Below are 22,098 nucleotides of genomic sequence, written 5' to 3'. Positions count from 1 at the left end.
AGTCAGTGAACCAGACCCACCCGGCCGTCGCCCCCGGTTCGGCCGCGTGTCACCACGCGGGGTGACGCGCGCCCGGACGGCTGATCGGCCGCCGGGGGCGCGGCCGTCCGGAGGACGGTCGGCACCGTCCCGATCACGTCGGGGTAGGGGCCGACGCGGGTGCGGGTGCCGTCGAGCAGCAGGACGCGGTCGGCGCGCGCGGCCGAGCCCGTCCGGTGCGCCACGACGAGCAGCGTCCCGCCGCGCTCCCGGAACGCCCGCTCGGCGACCTGCTCGGCCGCGGGGTCGAGGTGGCAGCCGGCCTCGTCGAGGAGGCAGAACCGGGCCCGCGACAGGTGGGCCCGTGCCAGCGCGAGGAGCTGGCGCTGCCCGGCCGAGAGCGCTCCCGGGTGGACCGCGGCCCGGTAGCCGCCGAGCGCGTCGACCAGCTCCTCGGCCCCCACCGCCCGCACGCTCCGGCGCATCCCGGCCGGGTCGGCGAAGGGGGTGAGGTAGCCGAGGTTCTCCTCGACGGTGCCCTGGAACAGGTAGGCCTGCTGCGGCACCAGGGTGATCGCGGCGTGCCGGGTCCGCGGGTGCAGCGCGGCCACCGGCACGCCGCCCAGCCGCACCTCGCCGGACGCGGGCGGCAGCAGCCCCGCGAGGAGCAGGGTGAGCGTGGACTTGCCGCCCCCGCTCGGCCCCACCACGGCCAGGTGCTCGCCGTCGGCGAGGTCCAGGTCGAGGTCGTCGACGACGGGTGCCGAGTGCGGCCCGTACGCGAAGGTCAGGCCGCGGGCCCGGACGTCGGCCCGGGCCGCCGGGACACCGATCAGGGTCCGCGCAGGGGCGTGCCGACGGCGTGGCCACGGGGTCGTCGCGGCCGGGCGGAGCGCCGGCTCGGTGTCCGGCTCCCTGCCCGGCGCCGGGTCCGGCCCCGGGTCCGGCCCCGGGTCCGGCTGCGGGTCCGGCTGCGGGTCCGGCTGCGGATCCGGCTGCGGATCCGGCTGCGGATCCGGCTGCGGGTCCGGCTGCGGGTCCGGCTGCGGGTCCGGCTGCGGGCCGACCCCACCGCCGGTTCCGCCTGCGGCCCTTCCCACCTCCGCGAGCCGGCGCACGGTCACGGCCACCTGCAGCGCCATGCTCCCCACGACCTGGACGAGCGACGAGAGCGCCGGGCCCAGCGACACCAGCAGGTAGCTCGCCGCGCCGACGAGCTCGCCGGCCGTCAGCGCCCCGTGGCGGACCAGCAGCGGTCCGGCCAGCAGCAGGGCCGCCAGCGGCACCTGGGCCCCGAGCGCGACGACCAGGACCCGCAGCACGGAGGCGCGCCCGAGGGCACGCGTGGCGGCGAACTGCTCGTCGATGCGCGCGTGCAGGCGGTCGGCGGCGCGGTCCGCGGCCTGGCAGGCGAGCACGTCCCGCAGGCCGAAGAGGACCCCGGCCGCCTCGGCGGCGACGGCCTCCTCGGCCAGGACGGTGCGGCGCTGGCGGCGGGCCAGCGGGCGCAGCAGCCGGCCGAACAGGAGCAGCGCCGCCACCAGCGGCGGGAGCACGAGGGCGAGCAGCACCGGGGAGAGCAGGGCGAGTCCCGCGACGCCGGCCACGAGTGCGACGGCGACCTGCCGGGCCGTGCGCAGCAGGGCCGCGCCGGTGAGCCGCACGCTCTCCACCTGCCCGGTGAGCCGGGCGACGGCGGCCGCGTCGCCGCCGTCGTGCCCCGGGCCGGTCCCCGCGACCGCGTCGCGCAGGGTCGCGGCCACGACGTACCGGACGAGGTGGTCGCGCTGGGCCTCCGCGATCCGGGCCACCCGCGGCACGACCTGGCGGGTGGCCAGGGCCCCGCACAGCGCCAGGGCGAGGAGGCCCACCAGCAGGCTCACCCCCCGCCCGGGCCGGCCGGCGAGGAAGCCGTCGTCGAGCGCGTCGGCGACCAGGCGTCCGGTGAGGACGGCGGGCACCGCCTCGCACACGCTGAACAGGGCGAGCCCCGCCCAGGCCCGGCGTGTCCCGTGCATCCCGGCGCGCAGCAGGGCCGGCCCGGTCATGGGCGCAGCGGCGGAGCTCACGAGGTCACCGGGGCCGGCACCGGAACAGCGCCGGCCGGCACGAAGAGGGCCCGGTACTCGGGGTCCGCCCACAGGTCGGCGTGCGGGGCGTGGGCACGGATCCTGCCCTCGTGCAGCCAGGCGACCCGGTCCGCGGCCGCGGCGGTCGCGGCCTTCCTGGTGACGATCACGCGCGTGCGCCCGCGCAGCACCGTCGCGAGCGCCTGCTCGACCTCGGCCTCCGTGGCGCTGTCGAGGCCGGCGGTGGCGTCGTCGACGACCGTGATGCGCGCATCCTGGGCCACCGCCCGGGCGAGGCCGAGCCGCTGCAGCTCCCCGCCGGAGAGCGGCGCGTCGGCCGGGGGCGTGCGGTACCCGAGCGGGAGCATGTGCACGAACCGGTCGGCGCGGGCGGCGCGCGCGGCGTCGGCGACGGTCCGGTCGTCGGCGTCGGGCCTGCCGTAGGCGATCGCCTCGGCGAGGGTGGCGCCGGGCAGCGCGGGCCGTTCGAAGGCGTAGGCGACGGTGCGCCGGAGGGTGGCGGCGTCGAGCTCCGTGATCGGGCGACCGTCGACCAGCACCACGCCCTCGTCCGCGCGGTACAGCCCGCCGAGCAGGCCGACCAGCACGGTCTTCCCCGATCCGGACGCGCCGACGACCGCGGTGCAGCCGCCCGGCACGAGCAACAGGTTCACGTCCTCGAGGACGGTCCTGCCGCCGAGCCGGACCGTCACCCCGGACAGCCGGGCCCGCCCGGGGCCACTCGCCGGGCCGGGCCGCCGCGGGCCGGGTTCCGGGCCCGGGGCGGGCCGGTCGACGACCGCCGCGAGGCGGGCCGCGGCGGCGCGGCACTGCGCGATCTCCAGGACGGTGTCCACGGCCCGCGCGCCGCTGAGCACGAGCTCCGTGTAGCCGACGGCCGCGACCGCGTCGCCGACCGTCATGCGACCCCCCGCCACGCCGAGGCCGGCCACCGCCAGCACGACGATCCGCAGCACCGGCGTGAGCAGGGCGAAGGACCACCCGAGATCGCGTTGTTGCGCCCAGAACCGCGCGCCCGCCGCGCGCAGGGCGGGCAGCGGGGCGAGCACCCGGGCGATCTCGGCCTCGACGGTGCCGCTGGCGCGGATCGTCCGCCGCCCGGCGAGCGCGTCGGCGAGCCGGGTCACGAGCGCGGCCTGGGCCTGCTGGTACTCGGTGAACGCGTCGACGGTGCGCAGGGCGAAGCGGCGGGCGAGCAGGACGCCCGCGGGCACCAGCGTCAGAACCGCCACGGCCGTCCACAGGTCGACCAGCGCGAGCGCGACCAGCGCCGTCACGCCGACGAGCAACGCGGTGCCCACCCCGACCGTCATCGCCGGCACGCGTCCGGCGGCCGCGGCGACCCCGGTGAGGCGGGCGGTCGCGTCGCCGGCCGGGAGGGCGGCGGACCCGGGTCGGACGCGCCCGAGCAGCCCGGCCACGCCGCGGCGGCGGAGCCAGGCGGTGCTCCGGGCGACCCCCGTGGTCGTCGCCAGGGCACCCAGGGCGGCGGAGGCCACCCCGGTCGCCACCACCCCGAGGAGGAGCAGCACGGCCGTGGAGGGGGCGGCACCGGCCCGGGGTGCGAGCACGGAGTCGACGGCCGCGGCCAGGGCGGCGGGGACGAGCAGGGCGCTCGCCGCGGCGAGCACGCCGGCTGCGGCCGCGCCCGCCGTGGTGGCGGGGGTGCGGCGCGCGGCGGCCCACAGCAGCCCGGAGGCGGTGGGCTCCGGCGAGGATCGGCGCATGGGTGTTCCCGGGCTCGGACCGGGCGCGTGCCCGGTCGGGAGTGGCGGAAGATCGCGCGGGGCGGTGGAATGCCGGAGGCGTGTGCGAGGGCGGTAACGGCGCCCTCGCACACGCCTCGTTCAGCAGCCGGTCACGAGGACCGGTGTGTCACCCGTTCGCGTTGACCTGCGTGATGTTGCAGGTCACGTAGCAGTTGTTGAAGTTCGCCTGGAAGTTGACGTCCTCCCAGTCGTAGTACAGGCCGGTGGCCTGACCCTCGGGCAACTGCTGCAGCGCGTCGATGTCCGTCGTGTGCATGTGCTTCACCTCCTTTCGATCTCGTCCCCCCGCTCCGACGGCGACGGGTGCGCGTCACGCCTCGTTGATCTGCGTGACACCGCAGGTGTAGTAGCAGGCGTTGATGTTCACCTGGATGACGATGTCGTTGACGAAGTCGCCACAGAGCGTGGTCGCCACGGTCTCCGGCAGCGCCTCCAGTGCACCGACCTCCCGGGTCACCTCCACCCGTTCACCCCCTCTCACCGTCGGGACGGGTCTCGCCGCGGTCGCGGCAAGTTCTCGGGCCGGGACCGGCGGCCAGGAAGGCCAGCACGGTCCGCGGCAGATCGGGCGCGGCGGCGTCGTCCAGCACGCCGTGCCCCGCGCCGGGGTACTCGAGGTAGCGCAGCTCGGCGGCGGACCCGGCGGCGCGCAGCGCGTCGCGGACGGCGCGCGCCTGGGAGACGGGGACCACGTCGTCGGCGGTGCCGTGCGCGAGCAGGACGCGGGCGGTGACCGCCGGGGCGAACCGCGTGACGTCGCGCTCGCCGAGCCCGTCCTCGACGGGGGCGAGCCCGTCCAGCCGCTCGATCATCGCCCGGACCGACGGCCCGGCCTCCGGGTACAGCCGCCGCGCCGACGGGAAGGGCGCCACCGCGACGACGTGTGACCACAGGTCGGGCTCGATCCCGGCGGCGAGCAGGGCGAGGAAGGCGCCGTAGCTCGCCCCCAGCAGGCGCAGCGGCGCGCCGGTGGGCTCGGCGAGGTCGTGTGCGAGGGCGAGCAGATCGGCCAGGTCCGGGCCGCCCCAGGCGCCCCGGCCGGTGTGCTCGTCGCGCGGACCGGACCCCGACCCGCCGCGCAGGTTCGGCGCGACGACGAGCAGTCCGGCACGGGCCAGCTCGTGCAGCAGCGGGTCGTAGGACAGGCGCCAGGCGCCGATGGGGCCGCCGTGCAGGGCGAGCAGCACCGCGTGCGCGGTGGCCCGGTCCCCGTGGACCACCGCCTCGATCGGGCCGGCCGGCCCGGCGAGGACGGTGTGCTCCACCGGCGCCAGGGGCACGTCGGCGCCGTCGTCCCCGGCGCGGTCGGGGTACAGGGTGAACCGGCCGCACGTCGGCGGGGCCAGCTCGGCCAGGCCCGGCGGCGAGGCCGGACCGGTGAACGGGAACCGCATGGCGTCCTCGCCCCAGTGCGCCGATCCCCCGACGACCCCGGCGGGCACCGGGACGGGCACGAGCTCGTCGGCGCCCGGGTGGTAGACGGCGAGGTGGGACCGGCACGGCTCGTCGAGCTGCACGAGCACGTGCCGCCCCCGGGGATCCACGGCGAGCGGCCACACCCGGCACTCGTCCGTACTGCGCAGCACGTCGGGGAGGGCGAGCGGGCCGCGCCCGTGGTCGCCGGCCCAGCCGATCCGGTCCGTGCCCCGCCCGACGACCAGCAGCCCGGTCGCCGGCGCACACAGCAGCGGCCGCACCCCGTCGTCGGGTCGGTCCGACAGCGGCCGCGTCGAGCCGTCGAGCGTGTCGATCACCACCGGCCGCGTCCGCCCCTCGGCCAGCAGGCCGACGGCCAGCGAACGGCCCGCGGGGTCCAGCCAGGCGCTGCTCGGGACGAGGCCCGGGACCCGGCCCACCTCGACCGGTCCGTCCGCGCCGATCCGCCAGAGCCGCGTGCTCCCGTCCCGTTCGGTGCTGAGCGCCCAACCCAGCGCTCCACCGCCGGCCTCACCCTCCGCAGGTTCACCGTCCGCCGTGGCCGGGCCGGCGAGGAGCCGCAGCCCCCGCGCGTCGACCACGCCGAGGAGTCGGCTCGTGCCGTCCCGGGCGACCAGGGTGAGGTGGTGGCGGGCGTCGATCGGGCGGGTGACGAGCAGGCTCCCGTCGTCGAGCGGGAGCGGCTGGGTCCAGCGGGTCTCGGGCCGTTCGGCGGGCACGGGGCGTGGCCGGGGCGGGTCGAAGGACCACGCCTCCACCGCGTAGCGACCCCCGCGCCCGACCAGGCACGCGCCGTGGCGGCCGGACGGGGAGAACCGGAAGCCGGCGCGGACCGGAGGTCGGGCGATCGGCACGAACGGCTCCGGCTGCTCGGTCTGCGCCCCCGGGGTCGGTCGCTCGATCACCTCGTCGACCGTCCAGGCCCGGGCGCCGCCCCGCTCGAGGCGGAGCAGGAAGCGCAGCACGCCGGCGAGCCCGGTGCCCGCGTCGGCGACGACGTCGCGGCCAGTCTCGTCCGCGACGAGCAGCCGGCAGTCCCGCCGGCAGTGCCGCAGGGCCGCGGCCTCGGCGAGGTCCTCCGCCCACTCCCGCAGGGCGGGCTCGCCGAGCAGCCCGGCGGCGTCGAGCAGGAACTCGCCGTTCCCGGCCAGGCCGTGGCACGCCGAGGGCAGGGATCCCCAGCGGGCTCTGTGCACGGCGACCGCGGCCGCGGCCGCGAGCTCGGCGTGGCGCTCCCGGCCGCCGACCCGCCAGGCCCGGAGCAGGAAGGTCCCGATGCCCGACGACCCGTTGCACCAGTGCACCAGGCGCTCCGCGCCGCCGGGGCCCGCCGGCCACCAGGCGGCGCCGTCGTCGCGGAGCGCGGCGTCGCAGAGGCCGTCGGCGGCCGCGAGGGCGAGGTCCGTAGCGCGGCCGTCGCCCGTCGCGGCGCCGGCGGCCAGCAGGAAGTAGCCGATGCCCGCGGTGCCGTGCGCGAAGCCGTGGTGCCGCACACCGGCGAGCTCGGAGTCCAGCTCGGACGGGACGGGCCAGAGCACCGTGCCGTCGCTCCGCTCGGCCGCGGCCAGCAGGTCGTCGGTGCACCGGCGGGCGCGGTCCAGCATGGCGTCGGCCCCGGTGACGGACCACAGGTGCAGGGCCGTCAGCCCGGCCCCCGCCAGCCCGTGGGCCACGTCGGGATTCGCCGGGTGGACCAGGGGGATCTCGGCCGCCATCTGCACGCCGGCGTCGGCCAGGTCCGGGTCACCGAGCGCGGCACCCGCGGCGTGCAGCGCCCAGGCCGTGCCGGAGCGGCCGAAGTGGAGGCCCGGGAGCCGGCGGGGCTCCGCGGCCGCCCGCCGCCGCACCCAGCCGGCCGCGGTCGCCACCGCCTCCCGGAGCTCACCCCGCCGCTCGTCCGCGGACCCGGCGAGCGCGGCCGTGAGGGTGTCGAGCACCCCCGCGGCGCCGTGCTGCACGGCAGCCGGGTCGAAGGCCGCGCCGCGCCCGGCGGACCAGAGGCGGTCGGTGCGCTGCGGGGTCATGGTCGCGAGCAGGTGGGCCAGCCCGTCGCGCACGAGGCGGGCCCGGTCCGGCGCCCGACGGGCCGGTGAGGGCGCATCCGGGTCCTCGGCCGGCCGGAGCAGCGGCAGCACGGTCGCCACCGGGGCCCGCTCCCGAGGGTCGTCGACCACCAGCGCGGCGATCGCGGGCCGCAGCGCCCGGGCCGCCGGGTGGTCGCGGGCCACGGCGTCCAGCCAGGCGAGCAGGCGGGGAGCCACCGGCGCGACGCCGGCCGGGCGGTCGGCGGGCAGCACCGGGTCGCAGCCGAGGGCCAGGAGGAGGAACAGGCAGCCCAGCGCGAACAGGTCCTCGGCGACGCCGGCCACGGGGTCGGGTCCCGGGCCGTCGTGCTCCGGCGCGCGGTAGCCGGGCGTGCCGCCCCGCCGCGCCCGCGCACCGACCGGCGCGGCCAGCTCGAGATCGACGACGGCGGGCAGGCCCCCGGCGTCGACCAGCACGTTCGTCGGGCTCAGGTCGCGCAGCACCACGCCGCGCTCGTGCACCTGCGCCACCAGCTCGGCCAGGCGCCGGGCCATCGCCACGGCCTCGTAGGCCGGCACGCCGCGACCGGGCCGGCAGTGGGCCGCGGTCCACGCCCCCAGCGGGACCCGGTCGAGGTGCTCCTCGACCAGGAACTCGTCACCGTCCTGCGCGAAGGTGGTGAGCGGGCGGGGCACGACCCCGGTCGGCGCGAGGCGGAGCAGCATGTCCGCCTCCCGCCGGAGCGCGTGCCGGGCGTCCCGGCCGGCCTCGTCGACCTCGGTGTGCGCCCGGGCCTGCTTGACGACGACGGTGCCGCCGAGCACGGCGTCGTCGGCGAGGTAGACCCCGCCCTTCGTGGAGTGCCGCAGCGCGGCCCGCACGGTGAAGCGGTCGCCGAGCAGCACTGCGCGCGGGCCGGCCGGTTCGTCCGCCGGTCCCGGCAGCGGACAGGTCACCCAGGTCGGGCAGGTGTAGTGGGCCTCGCGCCGGTCCGCCACCGTCACGCCCTCGGGGGTGACGAGGACCCCGCGGTAGACGCCGTCCGCGGTGAGCTCGGCGGGCCGGTCGAAGGCGCCGTAGCGGTGGTGGACGAGGCTGCCCGTGCGGTAGACGCGGTCGGAGAGGATCCGCGGGCCCGCGAGCCCGTGGGTCACGGCGTCGAGCTCCTCGGCCAGCGCGACGAACTGCCGGTCGTCCCCCGGATAGACGGTGACGACCTTGCCCGCCTGGGCGCGCTCGCACTCGCGGCTGCCCAACGCCCGCACCGCGGCCAGGTCGGGTGCGAACTTGAACGCGACGCGGTGCGCGGCCAGGCACGGGACGATCGCGGTGAGCACGGCGGCGGCGGTGCGCGGCGTCGCGGAGACATGCAGCTTCCACCCCGCTGCCCGCGGCTGCCGCTCCAGGGGTGCCGCGGTGCACCATGTGTCGCCCCGGTGCACGGTCCAGCCGTGTCCGGCTGCGCTCAGCAGGCCCTCGACCAGCGCGACCAGATCGGTCGCAACGGGCTGCGGACCCGGTCGGCGGGACATGCCCAGCGCCGGACAGTCCGGCGCCCCCGGCTCCGCGACCCGACCCGAGGCGTCGGGCGCCCCCGGCCCGCCGCTGCGCCGCCCGAGCGGCGGACGCTCCGACCACCGGACACTCATGGGATCGCCCCCTCGGACACGGCCGTGACTGCTGGCCCGCCGAGGTCCGGGGCGGTGAAGGAGTTCCGGCGTCGGCGGCCGCGGGGCCGCCGGGAGCGGAACGGGGAGTGACGGTAGCGGACGGTCCGTGGGTCGCGCCATACGCAGGATTACGCACAGCGCACGTCCCACCGCGGCTTGCTCACCCGGCCGGCGCAGCAGCCCTCCCGTCGGCGGCCGAGAGCCGCTACCGTCGGTGCCGGCGGCGCGCCCCTGCGTCGGCCGCCGGCCCTGACCTCGCCGTGCACCCGCACCGCTCGAGGCCCGCGCGCCCGTGACCCCGTCCCGCCCGTTCGTCCGGACCACGTACCCCGGGTCGGCGGGCCGGCACCCGGTACGCGGCGCGGACCCGAGGACCGCGAACGGACGCTTCCATGTGTGTGCCCTCGTCCCCGCGCGGCCGGCCGGGCCCGGTCGTGCTGTGCGCCCTCGCCCTGTCGCTCGTCGCGGCGTGCACCGCGCCCGCGCCGGCGAACGCGCCCGCGACCGCGCCGCCCGAGCCGCGACCCGGGGTCGCGCAGAGCACGGCCGCGGCACCGACGACACCGCCGGACCCCGCGGGCGGCCGTGCGGACGATCTCGCGGTGTGCGGGCGGGGACCGTGCGAGGTCCGGGTCGACGGACCGGCGTCGATCCCGCTCCCGGCGGACGCCGAGGTCACGGAGATCCGGGTCGAGGGCGTGGACGCGGACGGGGTCGCGCTCGTCGCCGTGATCCCCGGCCGTCAGGTGAGCCTGAGCTGCTCGGGGCCCTGCGCGGGCATGCGGACGTCGACCTCCGACGGCTCGTCCTCGGTCCGGCTCACCGCGCGCAGCGGGGCGCGGATCACCGTCAATCAGGTGAGCGTCGACGTGCGGTCGGTGGGCGGCGGCAGCGCCGACCTCGAGCTGACGCCGCGGTGACGCGCGCCGAACCCGCGCCGAACCCGTGCCGACCGTTCTACCGGTGGCAGTACGAGTCCGAGGACGCGTCCCCGCCCTGCAGCCGGACCTGGTGCACCCGTAGGCCGCGGAACTCGTCGCCGTGCGGGAAGAACCGCGGGTCGAGGGCCATCCCGCCGTCCGGGCCCACGTCGGCCTTCGCCATCCACGCGCCGACACCGTCCGGGAAGAACTGGTCGTCCCAGGCGCCGTAGAGCGAGTTGGTGAAGTACACGCGCCGCCCGTCCCGGCTGACCTCGACCATCTGCGGCCCGCCGGACAGCGGCAGGTCGGGTGCGGCCGGGTGCGGTGCCCGGCCGACGATGCCGCCGAGCCGGATCGAGCCCGCCTCCCGCGGGTGAGCCGGATCGGTGACGTCGTACTGCTTCAGCTCACCCGTGCCCCAGCACGAGACGTACAGGAACCGGTCGTCGACGGAGAGGTCGATGTCGGTGATCAGCGGCGGCACCGCGGAGAAGGGCTGCAGCGCGGGCGGCAGCAGGTCCGGGTCGGCCGGCTCGGCCGGGACGGAGATCACCTTCTCCGCACGCCACTCGTCGCCGTCGAGGAACCACCGCCAGATCGACCCGGACAGGTCCTCGGTCGAGATCACGACGCCGACGAAGCCCCAGGTCGCCTCGGGGTCGTGCGAGGGCCGCACCTCGAGCGCCATCTGGTGCTGGGCGCCGAGGTCGATGCGCTGCAGGTGGCGGCCCTCGGCCAGGTCCCAGACGTGGATCGCGTGCCCGTACTCGCCGGCGAGCAGCAGCTCGGGCACCACCCCGTCCTCGATCATCGACGGGTGGCCCCACTCGCTGGAGATCAGGACGTTGCGGTTGAGGTGCCACCAGGCGTCGTAGGCCAGCCGCTGCGGACCCCGGTCGGTCTCCCAGCCCCGCAGCACCTGGAAGGTCGAGTGGTCCAGCAGCGCGATCCCGCCGGGCCCGTCGTCGTCGCCCTGCGGGCCGCCGATGCAGGTGAGGAACACGCCGTCCGGGCCGCAGTGCAGGGTGTGCGGCCGCGAGTAGCCCGCCGCCTCGGACAGGTCCTTCGCCGTGATCGTCCGGACCACGCGCGGGGCGCGCGGGTCCGGCACGGTGTCGAGGACGTGCACGTTCGACGACCGCAGGCCCGGGACCAGCAGGTACCGCCGGGCCAGGCCGTCGGTGTCGTGCCCGGCGTGGGCGAGGGCCGAGGAGCACGCGTTCCAGCCGAAGTGGTGCAGCTCGTCGCCGGTGCCGGGCATGTCGGTCCAGCCGACCACCCGCCCGAAGGTCTCCGCCTCCGGATCGACGTCGACGACGGTCATCGCGTCGGATCGTCCGGCGGACCGGTCGAACGCGGCGACGTACGCCAGGCGCTCGGGTGGCGCGGCCGCGGCCTCCGCGGCGGAGCGGTAGAACGTCGGATCGGTGACCGGCTGCGACATGGCACGCCCTCCTCGTCGCTCGGAGAAGCCGTCCACCCTGCGCCGGGTGGGGAGTCCGGTCAAGGGCCGAACGGCGGTGTCAGCGCGTGGTACGGGGCCGCGGCTGGCAGCGCGGGCAGGAGAAGGAGCTGCGGTTCATGAACGCCTCGCGGCGGATCGGGGTGCCGCAGCGGCGGCACGGCTCGTCCGTGCGGCCGTAGACGTTCAGGCTGCGGTCGAAGTAGCCGGAGGCGCCGTTGACGTTGACGTACAGCGCGTCGAAGGAGGTGCCGCCCTGGTCGAGCGCCTCGGCCATGACCTCGCCGGCGGCCTCGAGCACGGCGACGCCCTGCTTCCGGGTCAGCTTCTCGGTGGGCCGGGCGCCGTGCAGGCGGGTCCGCCACAGCGCCTCGTCCGCGTAGATGTTGCCGATCCCGGACACGATCGTCTGGTCCAGCAGTGCCCGCTTGATCTCGGTGCGGCGGCGGCGCATGGCGGCCACCGCGCCGTCGAGCGAGAACAGCGGGTCCATCGGGTCCCGGCCGATGTGCGCGACGGGCTCGGGCAGCAGGCCGCCGCCCGCCGCATCGGTGAGCGGGTGGACCGACAGGCCCCCGAAGGTGCGTTGGTCGACGAACCGCAGCTCGGGGCCCTCGTCGTCGAACCGCAGGCGGATCCGGAGGTGCTTCTCGTCCGGCCGCTCCGGGGTGGCGACGAGCATCTGGCCGCTCATCCCGAGATGGGCGAGGATCGCGTCGTCGCCCGGACCCGCGGCGTCGAGCTCGAGCCAGAGGTACTTGCCGCGGCGGCGGGCCGCGCTGATCGTGCGACCCTTCAGCCGGGCCGCGAAGTCCTCGCCGCCCGCGAGGTGCCGGCGCACCGCGCGCGGGTGCGCGACGGTGACCTCGACGATCGTCCGGTCGAGGACGTGGTCGGCGAGTCCGCGCCGGACCACCTCGACCTCGGGCAGCTCCGGCACGTCAGCTCCAGGTGGTCACCGCTGCGCCTGGGGCGACTTCTGCGTCTCGTCCGTGATGGTGCGCCAGGCGAGCGCGGCGGCCTTCTGCTCGGCCTCCTTCTTGGTGCGCCCGTCCCCGGAGCCCAGCTCGCGCCCCCCGACGACAGCGGTGGCCGTGAAGGTCTTGAGGTGGTCCGGGCCCTCCTCGGCGATCCGGTACTCCGGCACGCCGAGGCCCTCGGACGCGGTGAGCTCCTGGAGGCTGGTCTTCCAGTCCAGGCCCGCGCCGAGCAGCGGGGCGCCCTGCAGCAGGTCGCCGAACAGCCGGTGCACCAGGGAGCGGGCCGTCTCCAGCCCGTGCTCGAGGTAGACGGCGCCGATCAGGGCCTCGGTCGCGTCGGCCAGGATGCTCGCCTTCTCCCGGCCCCCGGTGAGCTCCTCACCGCGGCCGAGATAGACGTACGCGCCCAGCCCGTGCCCGGACAGCGTGCCCGCCACGCCCGCCAGCGCGTGCATGTTGACCACGCTCGCCCGCAGCTTGGCCAGCTGTCCCTCCGGCAGCTCCGGGTGGTCCCGGTACAGCCGCTCGGTGACGATGATGCCGAGCACCGAGTCGCCGAGGAACTCCAGCCGCTCGTTGGTCGGCAGGCCGCCGTGCTCGTACGCGTACGAGCGGTGCGTGAGGGCGAGCGTGAGCAACTCGGCGCCGATCTCGACGCCGAGTGCCTCCAGCAGCGGGCTGCGGTCCTCGCGCGGCCCCGTGACGCTCTTGTCGCCCACCGGCGGATCAGGCCGGTCGGACGACCTGACGACCGTCGTACTGCCCGCAGACGGGGCAGGCGACGTGCGGCGGCTTCAGCTCGCCGCAGGCGCGGTTGTTGCAGGCGACGAGGGTCGGCGCGCTGGCCTTCCACTGCGCCCGACGAGAGCGCGTGTTGGACCGCGACATCCGGCGCTTGGGTACGGCCACGGCAGATCTCCTACGGTTGTGCTCGAGAGTCTTGCGACGTCGAGACGTCTTCAGTCGGAAGGCAGGCGCTCACGCAGAGCGGCCCACCGGGGATCCAGTGTCTCATGCCGGTGGTCGGGCCCGAGATCGGCCCGTCTCCCACCGCACTCCGGGCACAGACCGGGGCAGTCGTCGCTGCACAACGGGGCGAGCGGGAGCTCCAGCACGATCGTGTCCCGCACGGTCTGCTCGAGGTCCACCCGGTCGTCGACGACCCGCGGGATCTCGTCCTCGTCGGTCGTCTCCTCGGTGACGCTGTCCGGGTACGCGAACAGCTCCTCGATGCGCACCTCGAGGTCCTCGCCCAGCTCGTCGAGGCACCGGGAGCACTCGCCCTCCAGGTGCGCCGACGCCGTCCCGGAGACGTAGACGCCCTCGCTCACCGACTCCAGCCGCAGGTCCAGCTCCACGGGGCTGCCCGGGGGCACGGCGAGGACGCCGACCAGGCCGATGGCCTCGTCGGCGCGCTCGGTCCCCGGGCCGGGGACGGAGCGGGCGACGGTGCGCATGGTGCCCGGACGACGGCCCATCTCGCGGGTGGAGAACACCCAGGGGCTGGTCTCGGGACGGGGTTCGGGGGCGCGGTTCGTGCTCATGACGTGCGCGAGGATACGCGCAGTTCGCAGCCCCCCGTCCAGCACGACCCGCCCGCCCTCACCCCGACCCGCACCGCTGGTTCCGCGAGTCGCGCCCTGGGCTCCCGCGAGTCGCGCTGTGAGCTTCCGCGAGTCGCGCTGTGAGCTTCCGCGAGTCGCGCTGTGAGCTTCCGCGAGTCGCGAGTTCGAGGACCGCGAGTCGCGAGTTCGGGCACCGCGAGTCGGCAGTTCCCCGGACACCGAGTGTGCAGAGCCTGCAGACGACCGGACGCGCAGCCTCCCCCTCAGCGACGGGCGCGCGCCGGGAAGGCCTCGGCGACGGCGGCGGCGAGCTCCAGGAAGGCGTCCCGCGTAGCGGGGCGCAGCCGCCCCGCGTCGATCCGCCCGCCCGTCGCGAGGTGCGGGTCGTGCGGCACCTCGACCACCGCGCGGCAGCGGACGCCGAAGTGCTCGCGCAGCGCCGGGGCGTCGATCTCGCGCCCCGCGCGCCCGACCAGGACCACGACGGCGTCGGACACCAGCCGCTCGTGCCCGTGCGCCACCAGCCAGTCGAGGGTCTTGCTGGCCCGGCCCGCCCCGTCGACCGTCGGCGCGCCGACGACGACCAGCGAGTCGGTGACGTCGAGCGTCCCGGCCATCGCCGAGTGGACCATGCCCGTGCCGGAGTCCGTGATCATGACGCTGAAGAACCGGGCGAGCACCTCGTCGGCGCGCAGGTACTCGTCCCGGGTGAAGGCCTCCCCCGCCGCCGGGTCCTGTTCGGAGGCGAGCACCTGCAGCCGGCCCGCGAGGCTCGTGTAGCGCGAGACGGCGGTCCAGGAGTCGATGGCGCCGAGGTCGTCGAGCAGGTCGCGGACGGTGCGGTCGCTGTGTCCGGTGAGCCGGTCGGCGAGCGTGCCGGCGTCGGGGTTGGCGTCGAGCGCCAGGATGCGGTCGCCGCGGTGCTCGGCGAGGGCGAGTCCCAGGCAGGCGGTCACCGTGGTCTTGCCCACGCCGCCCTTCAGCGAGGTCACCGCCACCCGGTGGGTCCCGGCGAGGTGGCTGCGCACCCGGGCGAGCCGGTCCTGGGCGGCGAGCTGCGCCGGGCCGGGACCTGGGTCGACCCGACCGAGCGTGGCGGTGTGGAGGATCCTGCGCCAGCCGCGGTCGGGCACGGGGCCGCGGGCCCGCACGAGCGCGTCCGGGTCGAAGGCGCGGAGGTGGGCGGACCCGGCCGGACGACGCGCCGGCTCGGCCTGCTCGACCGAGGGCAGGCCGGAGGGGTCGGCGAACCAGGCACCGGCCTCGGCGCCCTGCCGCTGCGGGTACGCCGCCCGCGGTTCGCGCCCGTCGTGCTCCGCCACCGTCGTCTCCCCTTCGCCGGACCCCGTCGGCTCGCCGTGCAGGCGGTGGCCGTACCGCTCCCACCAGGTCGCCGGATCCGGCTCGTCGTGGCGGGCCATGCGCGCAGAGTAGTCCGACGGGCACGCAGTGTTGAGAGGATTGACCGGATAGTGATCGGCAGGGCGGCCGCCGGAGAGTTGCTCCGGGAACGCAAGTGATCGCGTCCTGCGGTGCACCGCGGCCACCCACGGCCGTGATGCACCAAGCGGAACGCGCCGGGGCCATCGGCACCGCCCAGGGGCCTCGCCCTCAGTCGATCAGGTCCATCCCCGTCCCCGTGCGCCCGTGCAGGGCGGTGGCGGGGGAACCGTTGGGCGAGCCGCCCTTCCACAGCTGGCTGCGCCCCCGGCTGACCGTGCGCAGGGCCTTGGTGAGGGTGTCCTCGAACTCGGCGAGCTTGGCGTCGACGTAGCCGTCGCACTCCTGCCGGAGCCGGTCGGCCTCGCCGTCGGCGGTGTCGACGATCCGGGCCGCCTCGGTGTGCGCCGCCCGGACGACCTCGGTGCCGGACACGAGCCGGGCCTGCTCGGCCTGCCCGTCGGCGACGTACCGGTCGTGCGCGGCGCGGCCGGCCTCGGCGAGCCGGTCGGCGTCGTGCCGGGCCCGCTCGGTGAGCTCCTCGTACTCCTGCCGGCCGTCGGCGATCATGGTGTCGGCCTCGTGCCGGGCGTCGGCGAGGGTGCGCTCGGCCTCCTCGCGGGCCTCGGCCACCAGCCGTTCGGCCTCGGCCCGGGCCTCGGCGAGCATCTCCTCGGCCTCGGTCGAGGCGGCGGTGCGGGTCTCCTCGGCCTCCCGCTCCGCCTCGCCGACGATCTCGTCGCGCCGGTCGAGGACGTCCTGGGCGTCGTCGAGCTCGCCCGGGATCGCCTCGCGCAGGTCGTCGAGCAGGTCGAGGACGTCGCCGCGCGGCACCACGCAGTTGGCGGTCATGGGGACGCCGCGCGCCTCCTCCACCACCGTCACCAGTGCGTCGAGCGACTCGAAGACCCTGTACACGGCCGCGATCCTCTCACCGGCGGGCCCGCGTTCCCCGTATTGCCCGCGCCCAGGGCGTGTCAAGTTCCGTCCGGGTGATCACCGGCATGATCCGCGCGGCACGCGGGTAGGAGCCTCAGTTGCGCTCGGCGATCCGGTCGAGGAGCTGGCGGTGCACCGAGGGCGGGAGCAGGTGCGCGACGTCGCCGCCGTAGGTCGCGACCTCCTTGACCAGCGAGCTGGACAGGAAGCTGAACTCGGGGTTGGTCGACATGAACAGCGTGTCGACGCCGGAGAGCCGCTGGTTCATCTGCGCCATCTGCAGCTCGTAGTCGAAGTCGGTGACGGCGCGCAGGCCCTTGACGATCGCCTTGATGTCGTGGGTGCGGCAGTAGTCGACGAGCAGGCCGTGGAAGGAGTCCGCGCGGACGTTCGGGAGGTCGGCCGTGACCTCCTCCAGCATCGCGATGCGCTCCTCGACGGAGAACAGGCCCTGCTTCTTCTTGTTGATCAGCACGGCGACGACGACCTCGTCGAACAGGCCGGCGGCCCGGGAGATGACGTCGAGGTGGCCGAGCGTCACGGGGTCGAACGAGCCGGGACAGACCGCGCGCCTCATCGCTGCGCCTCAGTTGGCATGGCCGGACCGTAACAGCCGCCGACGTGGATCACCGTGTCCCCGTAACGACGCTCACGCACCGCCGCGAACCCCTCCGGCCACGGGAACCCGCCCTTCGACCTGGCCCGCTCGACGACCACCACCGCCTCGGCCGCGATCCACCCCGTCCGACGTCCGGTGTGCAGCCACCGCGCGATCGCCTCGTCCGGCTCGGCGTACGGCGGGTCGACGAACACGAGGTCGTGGGCGTGTGGCGGCGCGGTCTCCAGCACCGTCCCCGCCGGCCCGTACCGCACGTCCCCGCCGAGCCCGACGAGGGCGACGTTGGCCCGCAGCACCGCGACCGCGCGCCGGTCCAGCTCCACGAAGGTCGCCTCCGCCGCGCCCCGCGACAGCGCCTCCAGTCCGAGGGCCCCGGTGCCCGCGCAGAGGTCGAGCACGACGGCGTCGACCAGCCCGGGATCGTGCTCGAGCGCGGAGAACAGCGCCTCCCGCACCCGGTCCGACGTCGGCCGGGTCCCGTCCGAGGGCACGCGCAGCCGCCGCCCCCGCGCCTCCCCGGCGATGATCCGCGTCACCGATCCCTCTCCCGACATGCACGAACGGCACTCCCGCTCATACCTAGCGCACGAGAGTGCCGTTCGTGCAGCGAGGGGCTACTCGATCTCCAGCAGCAGGTCGCCGCCCTCCACCTGCTGGACCTTGCCGATGGCCAGCCGCTTGACCGTGCCGCCGCGCTGGGCGGAGATGCTGGCCTCCATCTTCATCGCCTCGATGGTGGCGACGGTCTGCCCGGCGGACACCGCGTCGCCCTCGCCGACCTGCAGCGTGACGACGCCGCCGAACGGCGCGGCGACGTGGTGGTCGTTGCCCCGCTCGGCCCTCTCCGCGGCCTTGACGTCCGTCTGGATGGACCGATCGCGCACCGACACCGGCCGCAGCTGCCCGTTGAGCGTGGTCAGCACGGTGCGGTAGCCGCGCTCGTCGGGCTCGGAGATCGCCTCCAGCTCGATCAGCAGCGTGACGCCCTGCTCGAGGGTGACGGTGTGCTCGATGTCCGGCTCGAGGCCGTAGAAGAAGTCCTTCGACGACAGCACGCTGGTGTCGCCGTAGTGCTCCCGGTGGGCGTCGAACTCCTTGGTCGGGCCGGGGAACAGCAGCCGGTTCAGCGTCGTGCGCCGCTCGTCGCGCAGCCCGCGCCGGTCCTCGATGGACAGCTCCGGGTGCTCGGCCTCCGGCGAGCGGCCCTCCAGCGCCCGGGTGCGGAAGGGCTCGGGCCAGCCGCCGGGCGGGTCGCCCAGCTCGCCGCGCAGGAACCCGATGACCGAGTCCGGCACGTCGAACTTGCCCGGGTCGGACTCGAAGTCCTCGGCCGTGACCCCCGCCCCGACCAGGTGCAGGGCAAGGTCGCCGACCACCTTGGACGACGGCGTGACCTTCACCAGGCGACCGAGCATCCGGTCCGCGGCGGCGTAGCAGTCCTCGATCAGCTCGAACCGGTCCCCCAGCCCGAGGGCGATCGCCTGCTGGCGCAGGTTGGACAGCTGTCCACCCGGGATCTCGTGGTGGTACACCCGGCCGGTCGGCGAGGCGAGCCCGGACTCGAACGGCGCGTAGACCTTCCGCACCGCCTCCCAGTACGGCTCCAGGTCGGACACGGCCTGCAGCGACAGCCCCGAGGCCCGCTCGGTGTGGTCGGTCGCGGCGACCAGCGCCGACAGCGACGGCTGCGACGTGGTCCCGGCCATCGAGGCGACGGCGCCGTCGACGGCGTCCACCCCGGCGTCGATCGCGGTGATCAGCGTGGCCAGCTGGCCGCCGGCGGTGTCGTGGGTGTGCAGGTGCACGGGCAGGTCGAACCGGCTGCGCAGGGCCTCGACGAGGGTGCGCGCGGCCGGCGGGCGCAGCAGCCCGGCCATGTCCTTGATCGCCAGCACGTGCGCGCCGGCCTCGACGATCTGCTCGGCCAGCCGCACGTAGTAGTCGAGGGTGTAGAGCTGCTCGCCCGGGTCGGACAGGTCGGCGGTGTAGCACAGCGCGACCTCGGCGACCGCGGTCCCGGTCTCCCGCACCGCGTCGATCGCCGGGCGCATCTGGGAGATGTCGTTGAGCGCGTCGAAGATCCGGAAGATGTCCATGCCGGTCTTCGCGGCCTCGGCGACGAAGGCGTCCGTGACCTCGGTCGGGTACGGCGTGTAGCCGACGGTGTTGCGCCCGCGCAGCAGCATCTGCGTGCAGATGTTCGGCACGACCTCCTTCAGCGCCGCGAGCCGCTCCCACGGGTCCTCGGCCAGGAACCGCAGCGCGACGTCGTAGGTCGCCCCGCCCCAGCACTCCAGGCTGAGCAGCTGCGGTGCCATCCGCGCGACGTGCGGGGCCACCGCGAGCAGGTCCCGCGTCCGGATCCGGGTGGCCAGCAACGACTGGTGCGCGTCCCGGAACGTGGTGTCGGTGATCGCGACGGCCTTCTGGTCACGCAACCGCTGCGCGAACTTCTCCGGCCCGAGCTCGCGCAGCAGCTGCGCGGACCCGGCGGGCGCCTCGGCGTTCAGGTCGAGCGGCGGCAGCTTGTCGACGGGTTCGACGACCTCGGGGCGCGGACCGTTCGGCCTGTTCACCGTGGTCTCGGCCAGGTACGCCAGCATCCGCGAGCCGCGGTCGGCGGACGGACGCGCCCTGAGCAGATCCGGTCGGTCCCCGATGAAGCTCGTGGTGATCCGCCCGGCGGCGAAGTCCGGGTCGTCGAGCACCGCGGCGAGGAAGGGCAGGTTCGTGGAGACGCCGCGGATCCGGAACTCCGCGATCGCCCGGCGGGCGCGGCGCACGGCGTTGGCGAAGTCGTGGCCGTGGCAGGTCAGCTTGACCAGCATCGAGTCGAAGTGCGCCGACACCTCGGCGCCGGTGTGCACCGTGCCGCCGTCGAGCCGCACGCCGGGGCCGCCGGGCGAGCGGTAGGCGCTGATCACACCGGTGTCGGGGCGGAACCCGTTGGCCGGGTCCTCGGTCGTCACGCGGCACTGCAGCGCCGCGCCGGAGAGCGTGACCTCGTCCTGGGTCAGGTGCAGCTCCGGCAGCGTCATCCCCGAGGCGATGCGCAGCTGGGCGATCACCAGGTCCCGGTCGGTCACCTGCTCGGTCACGGTGTGCTCGACCTGGATGCGCGGGTTCATCTCGATGAACACGTGGTTGCCGCGCTCGTCGACCAGGAACTCGACGGTGCCCGCGTTGCGGTAGCCGATGTGGCGGGCGAAGTTGACCGCGTCCGTGCAGATGCGCTCGCGCAGCTCCGGGTCCAGGTTCGGCGCGGGCGCGATCTCCACGACCTTCTGGTGGCGCCGCTGCACCGAGCAGTCCCGCTCGAACAGGTGCACGACGTCGCCCTCGCCGTCGGCCAGGATCTGCACCTCGATGTGCCGCGGGTTCACCACCGCCTGCTCGAGGAACACGGTGCCGTCACCGAAGGCCGACTCGGCCTCCCGGGAGGCGGCCTCGACGGCGTCGCGCAGGTCGGCCGGGTTCTCCACCCGCCGCATCCCGCGCCCGCCACCGCCGGCCACGGCCTTGACGAAGATCGGGAACCCGACGTCGTCGGCCGCGGCGAGCAGGGTCTCCACGTCGTCCGAGGGTTCGGACGACTTCAGCACCGGCACCCCGGCCTCGCGCGCGGCCCCGACGGCGCGGGACTTGTTGCCGGTCAGGTGCAGGACATCGGACGGCGGCCCGACGAAGGTGATACCGGCTTCGTGGCAGGCGGCGGCGAGGTCCGGGTTCTCGGACAGGAAGCCGTAGCCGGGGTAGACGGCGTCGGCGCCCGCCTTCTTCGCCGCCTTGATGATCTCCTCGACCGACAGGTACGCCCGCACCGGATGGCCGCGCTCGCCGATCAGGTACGACTCGTCGGCCTTCGCCCGGTGCAGCGAGTTGCGGTCCTCGTACGGGAACACCGCCACCGTCGAGATCCCCAGCTCGAACGCGGCCCGGAACGCCCGGATCGCGATCTCCCCGCGGTTGGCCACCAGCACTTTCGAGAACATCCGGCTCCCTGGTCCGTCGGACGTGACGTGCGCCCGCGCCGCGGTGGCGGCGGGGACGGGGAATCGTGGCACGCGGCCAGGACGCCCGTCGACCGCTGAACCACCAGATGGGACGGGGTACGGGGCGCCCCCGTGCAGCCCGTCCGAAGCCGACGATCTGAGACGCCGCTGAGACCGGCGTGGCCCCGAAACAGGGGCGACCGTGACATTCCCCCGCAGGGTCGATGCACGTCACCACCCGTTCGGGTACCAAGGAGTCATGACACGGCGTCCGCATCACCCGGGCGGCTACGGCGGGCCCGGCTACGGCCGGGGCCACGGTCCCCGCTGGGACAACCCGGGTGAGCGGGCGGCACGGCGGGTGCGCCGGATGGCGTCCGGACCGCCGCACCGGCACCACGGCCCGTACCGGCCGGGGATGGCCGTGCCCTCGCCCTGGATCGCGCTGCCGCTGATCATCGTGCTGATCGGGTTGGTGGGCAGCGCCGCGGCCGCGACGGCCTTCGCCGCGGTCTCCTTCTCCCCCCTGTTCCTGCTCGCCGTCGTCGCGATCACGGCGCACCGGGCCGGGCGGCGCCGCCCGATCCCCCCGCCGCCGGCCGCGGCACCCCGCCCGCAGGCCCCGCCGGCACCGCCGTGGACGCAGGCCCGCGCGCGGTTCGACCGGCTGCGCGAGGAGTACACCGCCTACGAGTGCGACCCGATGGCCGTGCTGCGGCTGCCCGCCCTGGCGGACGTGTCGGTGCCCAGCACCGGGCGGTTCGTCGAGGCGTTCGCCGAGGCCCAGGCCCTGGACACGGACACCCGGCCCGCAGACCGCCACCACGCCGAGATGTTCGTCGCCGCCGTCGACCGGGCGGTGCGGGCGTGGGAGGCCGCGCGGGACGCCGCCGAGCGGATCCGGCACTCCTCGCTCTCGCCGTCGGAACGTGCGTCGGTGGAGCGGGCGATCAAGCTGCTGACCACCGCTCGGGACTCGGACAACGACGCCGAGCGCCTCGCCGCGTACGCGATGGCCCGTTCCGAGCTGGCCCGGCTGGAGAAGGCGGGCGTGGTGCACCTGCCGCGCGCCGCCGTCGCCGCGCTGGAGAACGACGGCCGGGGCCAGCTCAGCGCGTAGTCCGCGAGTCGACGGTTCCGGGACACCGAGTTGCACATTCCGGGATGTCCCGAGCTGTGCGGTTCGGACTTCTGAAAGTGCCGACTCG

At 75.8% G+C, this 22,098-nt stretch carries 17 protein-coding genes; 2 read left to right on the top strand and 15 right to left on the bottom strand.

The features are described 5' to 3' along the window. Positions 1 to 2: 2 nt before the first annotated feature. The 5 genes from ABD990_RS17070 to lanL form a co-directional block, all read right to left on the bottom strand. The gene (locus tag ABD990_RS17070; protein ID WP_345381518.1) at positions 3 to 2,048 is read right to left on the bottom strand and encodes an ATP-binding cassette domain-containing protein; all 2,046 of its coding nucleotides are present in this window, start codon (positions 2,046 to 2,048) and stop codon (positions 3 to 5) included. Further along, positions 2,045 to 3,796: an ATP-binding cassette domain-containing protein gene (locus ABD990_RS17065; RefSeq protein ID WP_345381517.1), complete on the bottom strand. Its 1,752-nt coding sequence runs from the start codon at positions 3,794 to 3,796 to the stop codon at positions 2,045 to 2,047. Before ABD990_RS17065 ends, ABD990_RS17070 begins: the two co-directional genes overlap by 4 nt. Before the next feature lie 148 nt (positions 3,797 to 3,944). Continuing rightward, a complete protein-coding gene (locus ABD990_RS17060) occupies positions 3,945 to 4,094 on the bottom strand; it encodes an ALQxL family class IV lanthipeptide (protein ID WP_345381516.1) in 150 nt (49 codons plus the stop codon). A gap of 54 nt (positions 4,095 to 4,148) precedes the next feature. Continuing rightward, positions 4,149 to 4,301, bottom strand: coding sequence for a hypothetical protein (locus ABD990_RS17055; protein ID WP_345381515.1), 153 nt, complete (start codon positions 4,299 to 4,301; stop codon positions 4,149 to 4,151). 4 nt (positions 4,302 to 4,305) lie between these two features. Continuing rightward, the gene (lanL, locus tag ABD990_RS17050) at positions 4,306 to 8,949 is read right to left on the bottom strand and encodes a class IV lanthionine synthetase LanL (RefSeq protein WP_345381514.1); all 4,644 of its coding nucleotides are present in this window, start codon (positions 8,947 to 8,949) and stop codon (positions 4,306 to 4,308) included. A 413-nt stretch (positions 8,950 to 9,362) separates the two neighbouring features. Between lanL and ABD990_RS17045 the strand changes: the two genes are divergently transcribed. Continuing rightward, complete coding sequence (locus tag ABD990_RS17045; protein ID WP_345381513.1) at positions 9,363 to 9,890, top strand: hypothetical protein; 528 nt, start codon at positions 9,363 to 9,365, stop codon at positions 9,888 to 9,890. A gap of 37 nt (positions 9,891 to 9,927) precedes the next feature. Here ABD990_RS17045 and ABD990_RS17040 read toward each other — a convergent pair whose 3' ends face one another. From ABD990_RS17040 to ABD990_RS16995, 10 genes are all read right to left on the bottom strand, one after another. Continuing rightward, positions 9,928 to 11,337, bottom strand: coding sequence for a selenium-binding protein SBP56-related protein (locus tag ABD990_RS17040; protein ID WP_345381512.1), 1,410 nt, complete (start codon positions 11,335 to 11,337; stop codon positions 9,928 to 9,930). 79 nt (positions 11,338 to 11,416) lie between these two features. Further along, positions 11,417 to 12,295 (bottom strand): bifunctional DNA-formamidopyrimidine glycosylase/DNA-(apurinic or apyrimidinic site) lyase, encoded by an 879-nt coding sequence (gene mutM / locus ABD990_RS17035; protein ID WP_345381510.1) that lies wholly within the window; start codon positions 12,293 to 12,295, stop codon positions 11,417 to 11,419. 15 nt (positions 12,296 to 12,310) lie between these two features. Then, positions 12,311 to 13,054, bottom strand: a complete 744-nt coding sequence (gene rnc / locus ABD990_RS17030) for a ribonuclease III (protein WP_345381509.1) — start codon at positions 13,052 to 13,054, stop codon at positions 12,311 to 12,313. 7 nt (positions 13,055 to 13,061) lie between these two features. Next, complete coding sequence (rpmF, locus tag ABD990_RS17025; RefSeq protein ID WP_233305265.1) at positions 13,062 to 13,244, bottom strand: 50S ribosomal protein L32; 183 nt, start codon at positions 13,242 to 13,244, stop codon at positions 13,062 to 13,064. 50 nt (positions 13,245 to 13,294) lie between these two features. Then, on the bottom strand, positions 13,295 to 13,879 hold the full coding sequence (locus tag ABD990_RS17020) for a YceD family protein (RefSeq protein WP_345381507.1): 585 nt from the start codon (positions 13,877 to 13,879) through the stop codon (positions 13,295 to 13,297). 284 nt (positions 13,880 to 14,163) lie between these two features. Then, positions 14,164 to 15,321, bottom strand: coding sequence for a MinD/ParA family ATP-binding protein (locus tag ABD990_RS17015; RefSeq protein ID WP_345381506.1), 1,158 nt, complete (start codon positions 15,319 to 15,321; stop codon positions 14,164 to 14,166). Positions 15,322 to 15,511: 190 nt separating this feature from the next. After that, a complete protein-coding gene (locus ABD990_RS17010) occupies positions 15,512 to 16,258 on the bottom strand; it encodes a DivIVA domain-containing protein (protein ID WP_345381505.1) in 747 nt (248 codons plus the stop codon). Positions 16,259 to 16,373: 115 nt separating this feature from the next. Further along, positions 16,374 to 16,856: a pantetheine-phosphate adenylyltransferase gene (coaD, locus tag ABD990_RS17005; RefSeq protein WP_345381504.1), complete on the bottom strand. Its 483-nt coding sequence runs from the start codon at positions 16,854 to 16,856 to the stop codon at positions 16,374 to 16,376. After that, positions 16,853 to 17,434, bottom strand: coding sequence for a 16S rRNA (guanine(966)-N(2))-methyltransferase RsmD (gene rsmD, locus ABD990_RS17000; protein WP_345381503.1), 582 nt, complete (start codon positions 17,432 to 17,434; stop codon positions 16,853 to 16,855). The genes coaD and rsmD overlap by 4 nt, the downstream gene beginning before the upstream one ends. A gap of 78 nt (positions 17,435 to 17,512) precedes the next feature. Beyond that, the gene (locus ABD990_RS16995) at positions 17,513 to 20,890 is read right to left on the bottom strand and encodes a pyruvate carboxylase (protein WP_345381501.1); all 3,378 of its coding nucleotides are present in this window, start codon (positions 20,888 to 20,890) and stop codon (positions 17,513 to 17,515) included. 259 nt (positions 20,891 to 21,149) lie between these two features. On the opposite strand from ABD990_RS16995, the gene ABD990_RS16990 reads away from it, so the two are divergent. Continuing rightward, entirely contained in the window at positions 21,150 to 22,010 is an 861-nt protein-coding gene (locus tag ABD990_RS16990; RefSeq protein ID WP_345381500.1) for a hypothetical protein, read from the top strand. Positions 22,011 to 22,098 lie beyond the last annotated feature (88 nt).

It is taken from the genome of Pseudonocardia yuanmonensis (genome assembly GCF_039542425.1).
GTDB lineage: Bacteria > Actinomycetota > Actinomycetes > Mycobacteriales > Pseudonocardiaceae > Pseudonocardia > Pseudonocardia yuanmonensis.
The sequence above is the reverse complement of the archived record's forward strand: the minus strand, read 5'-3'. Positions and strand labels throughout refer to the sequence as shown.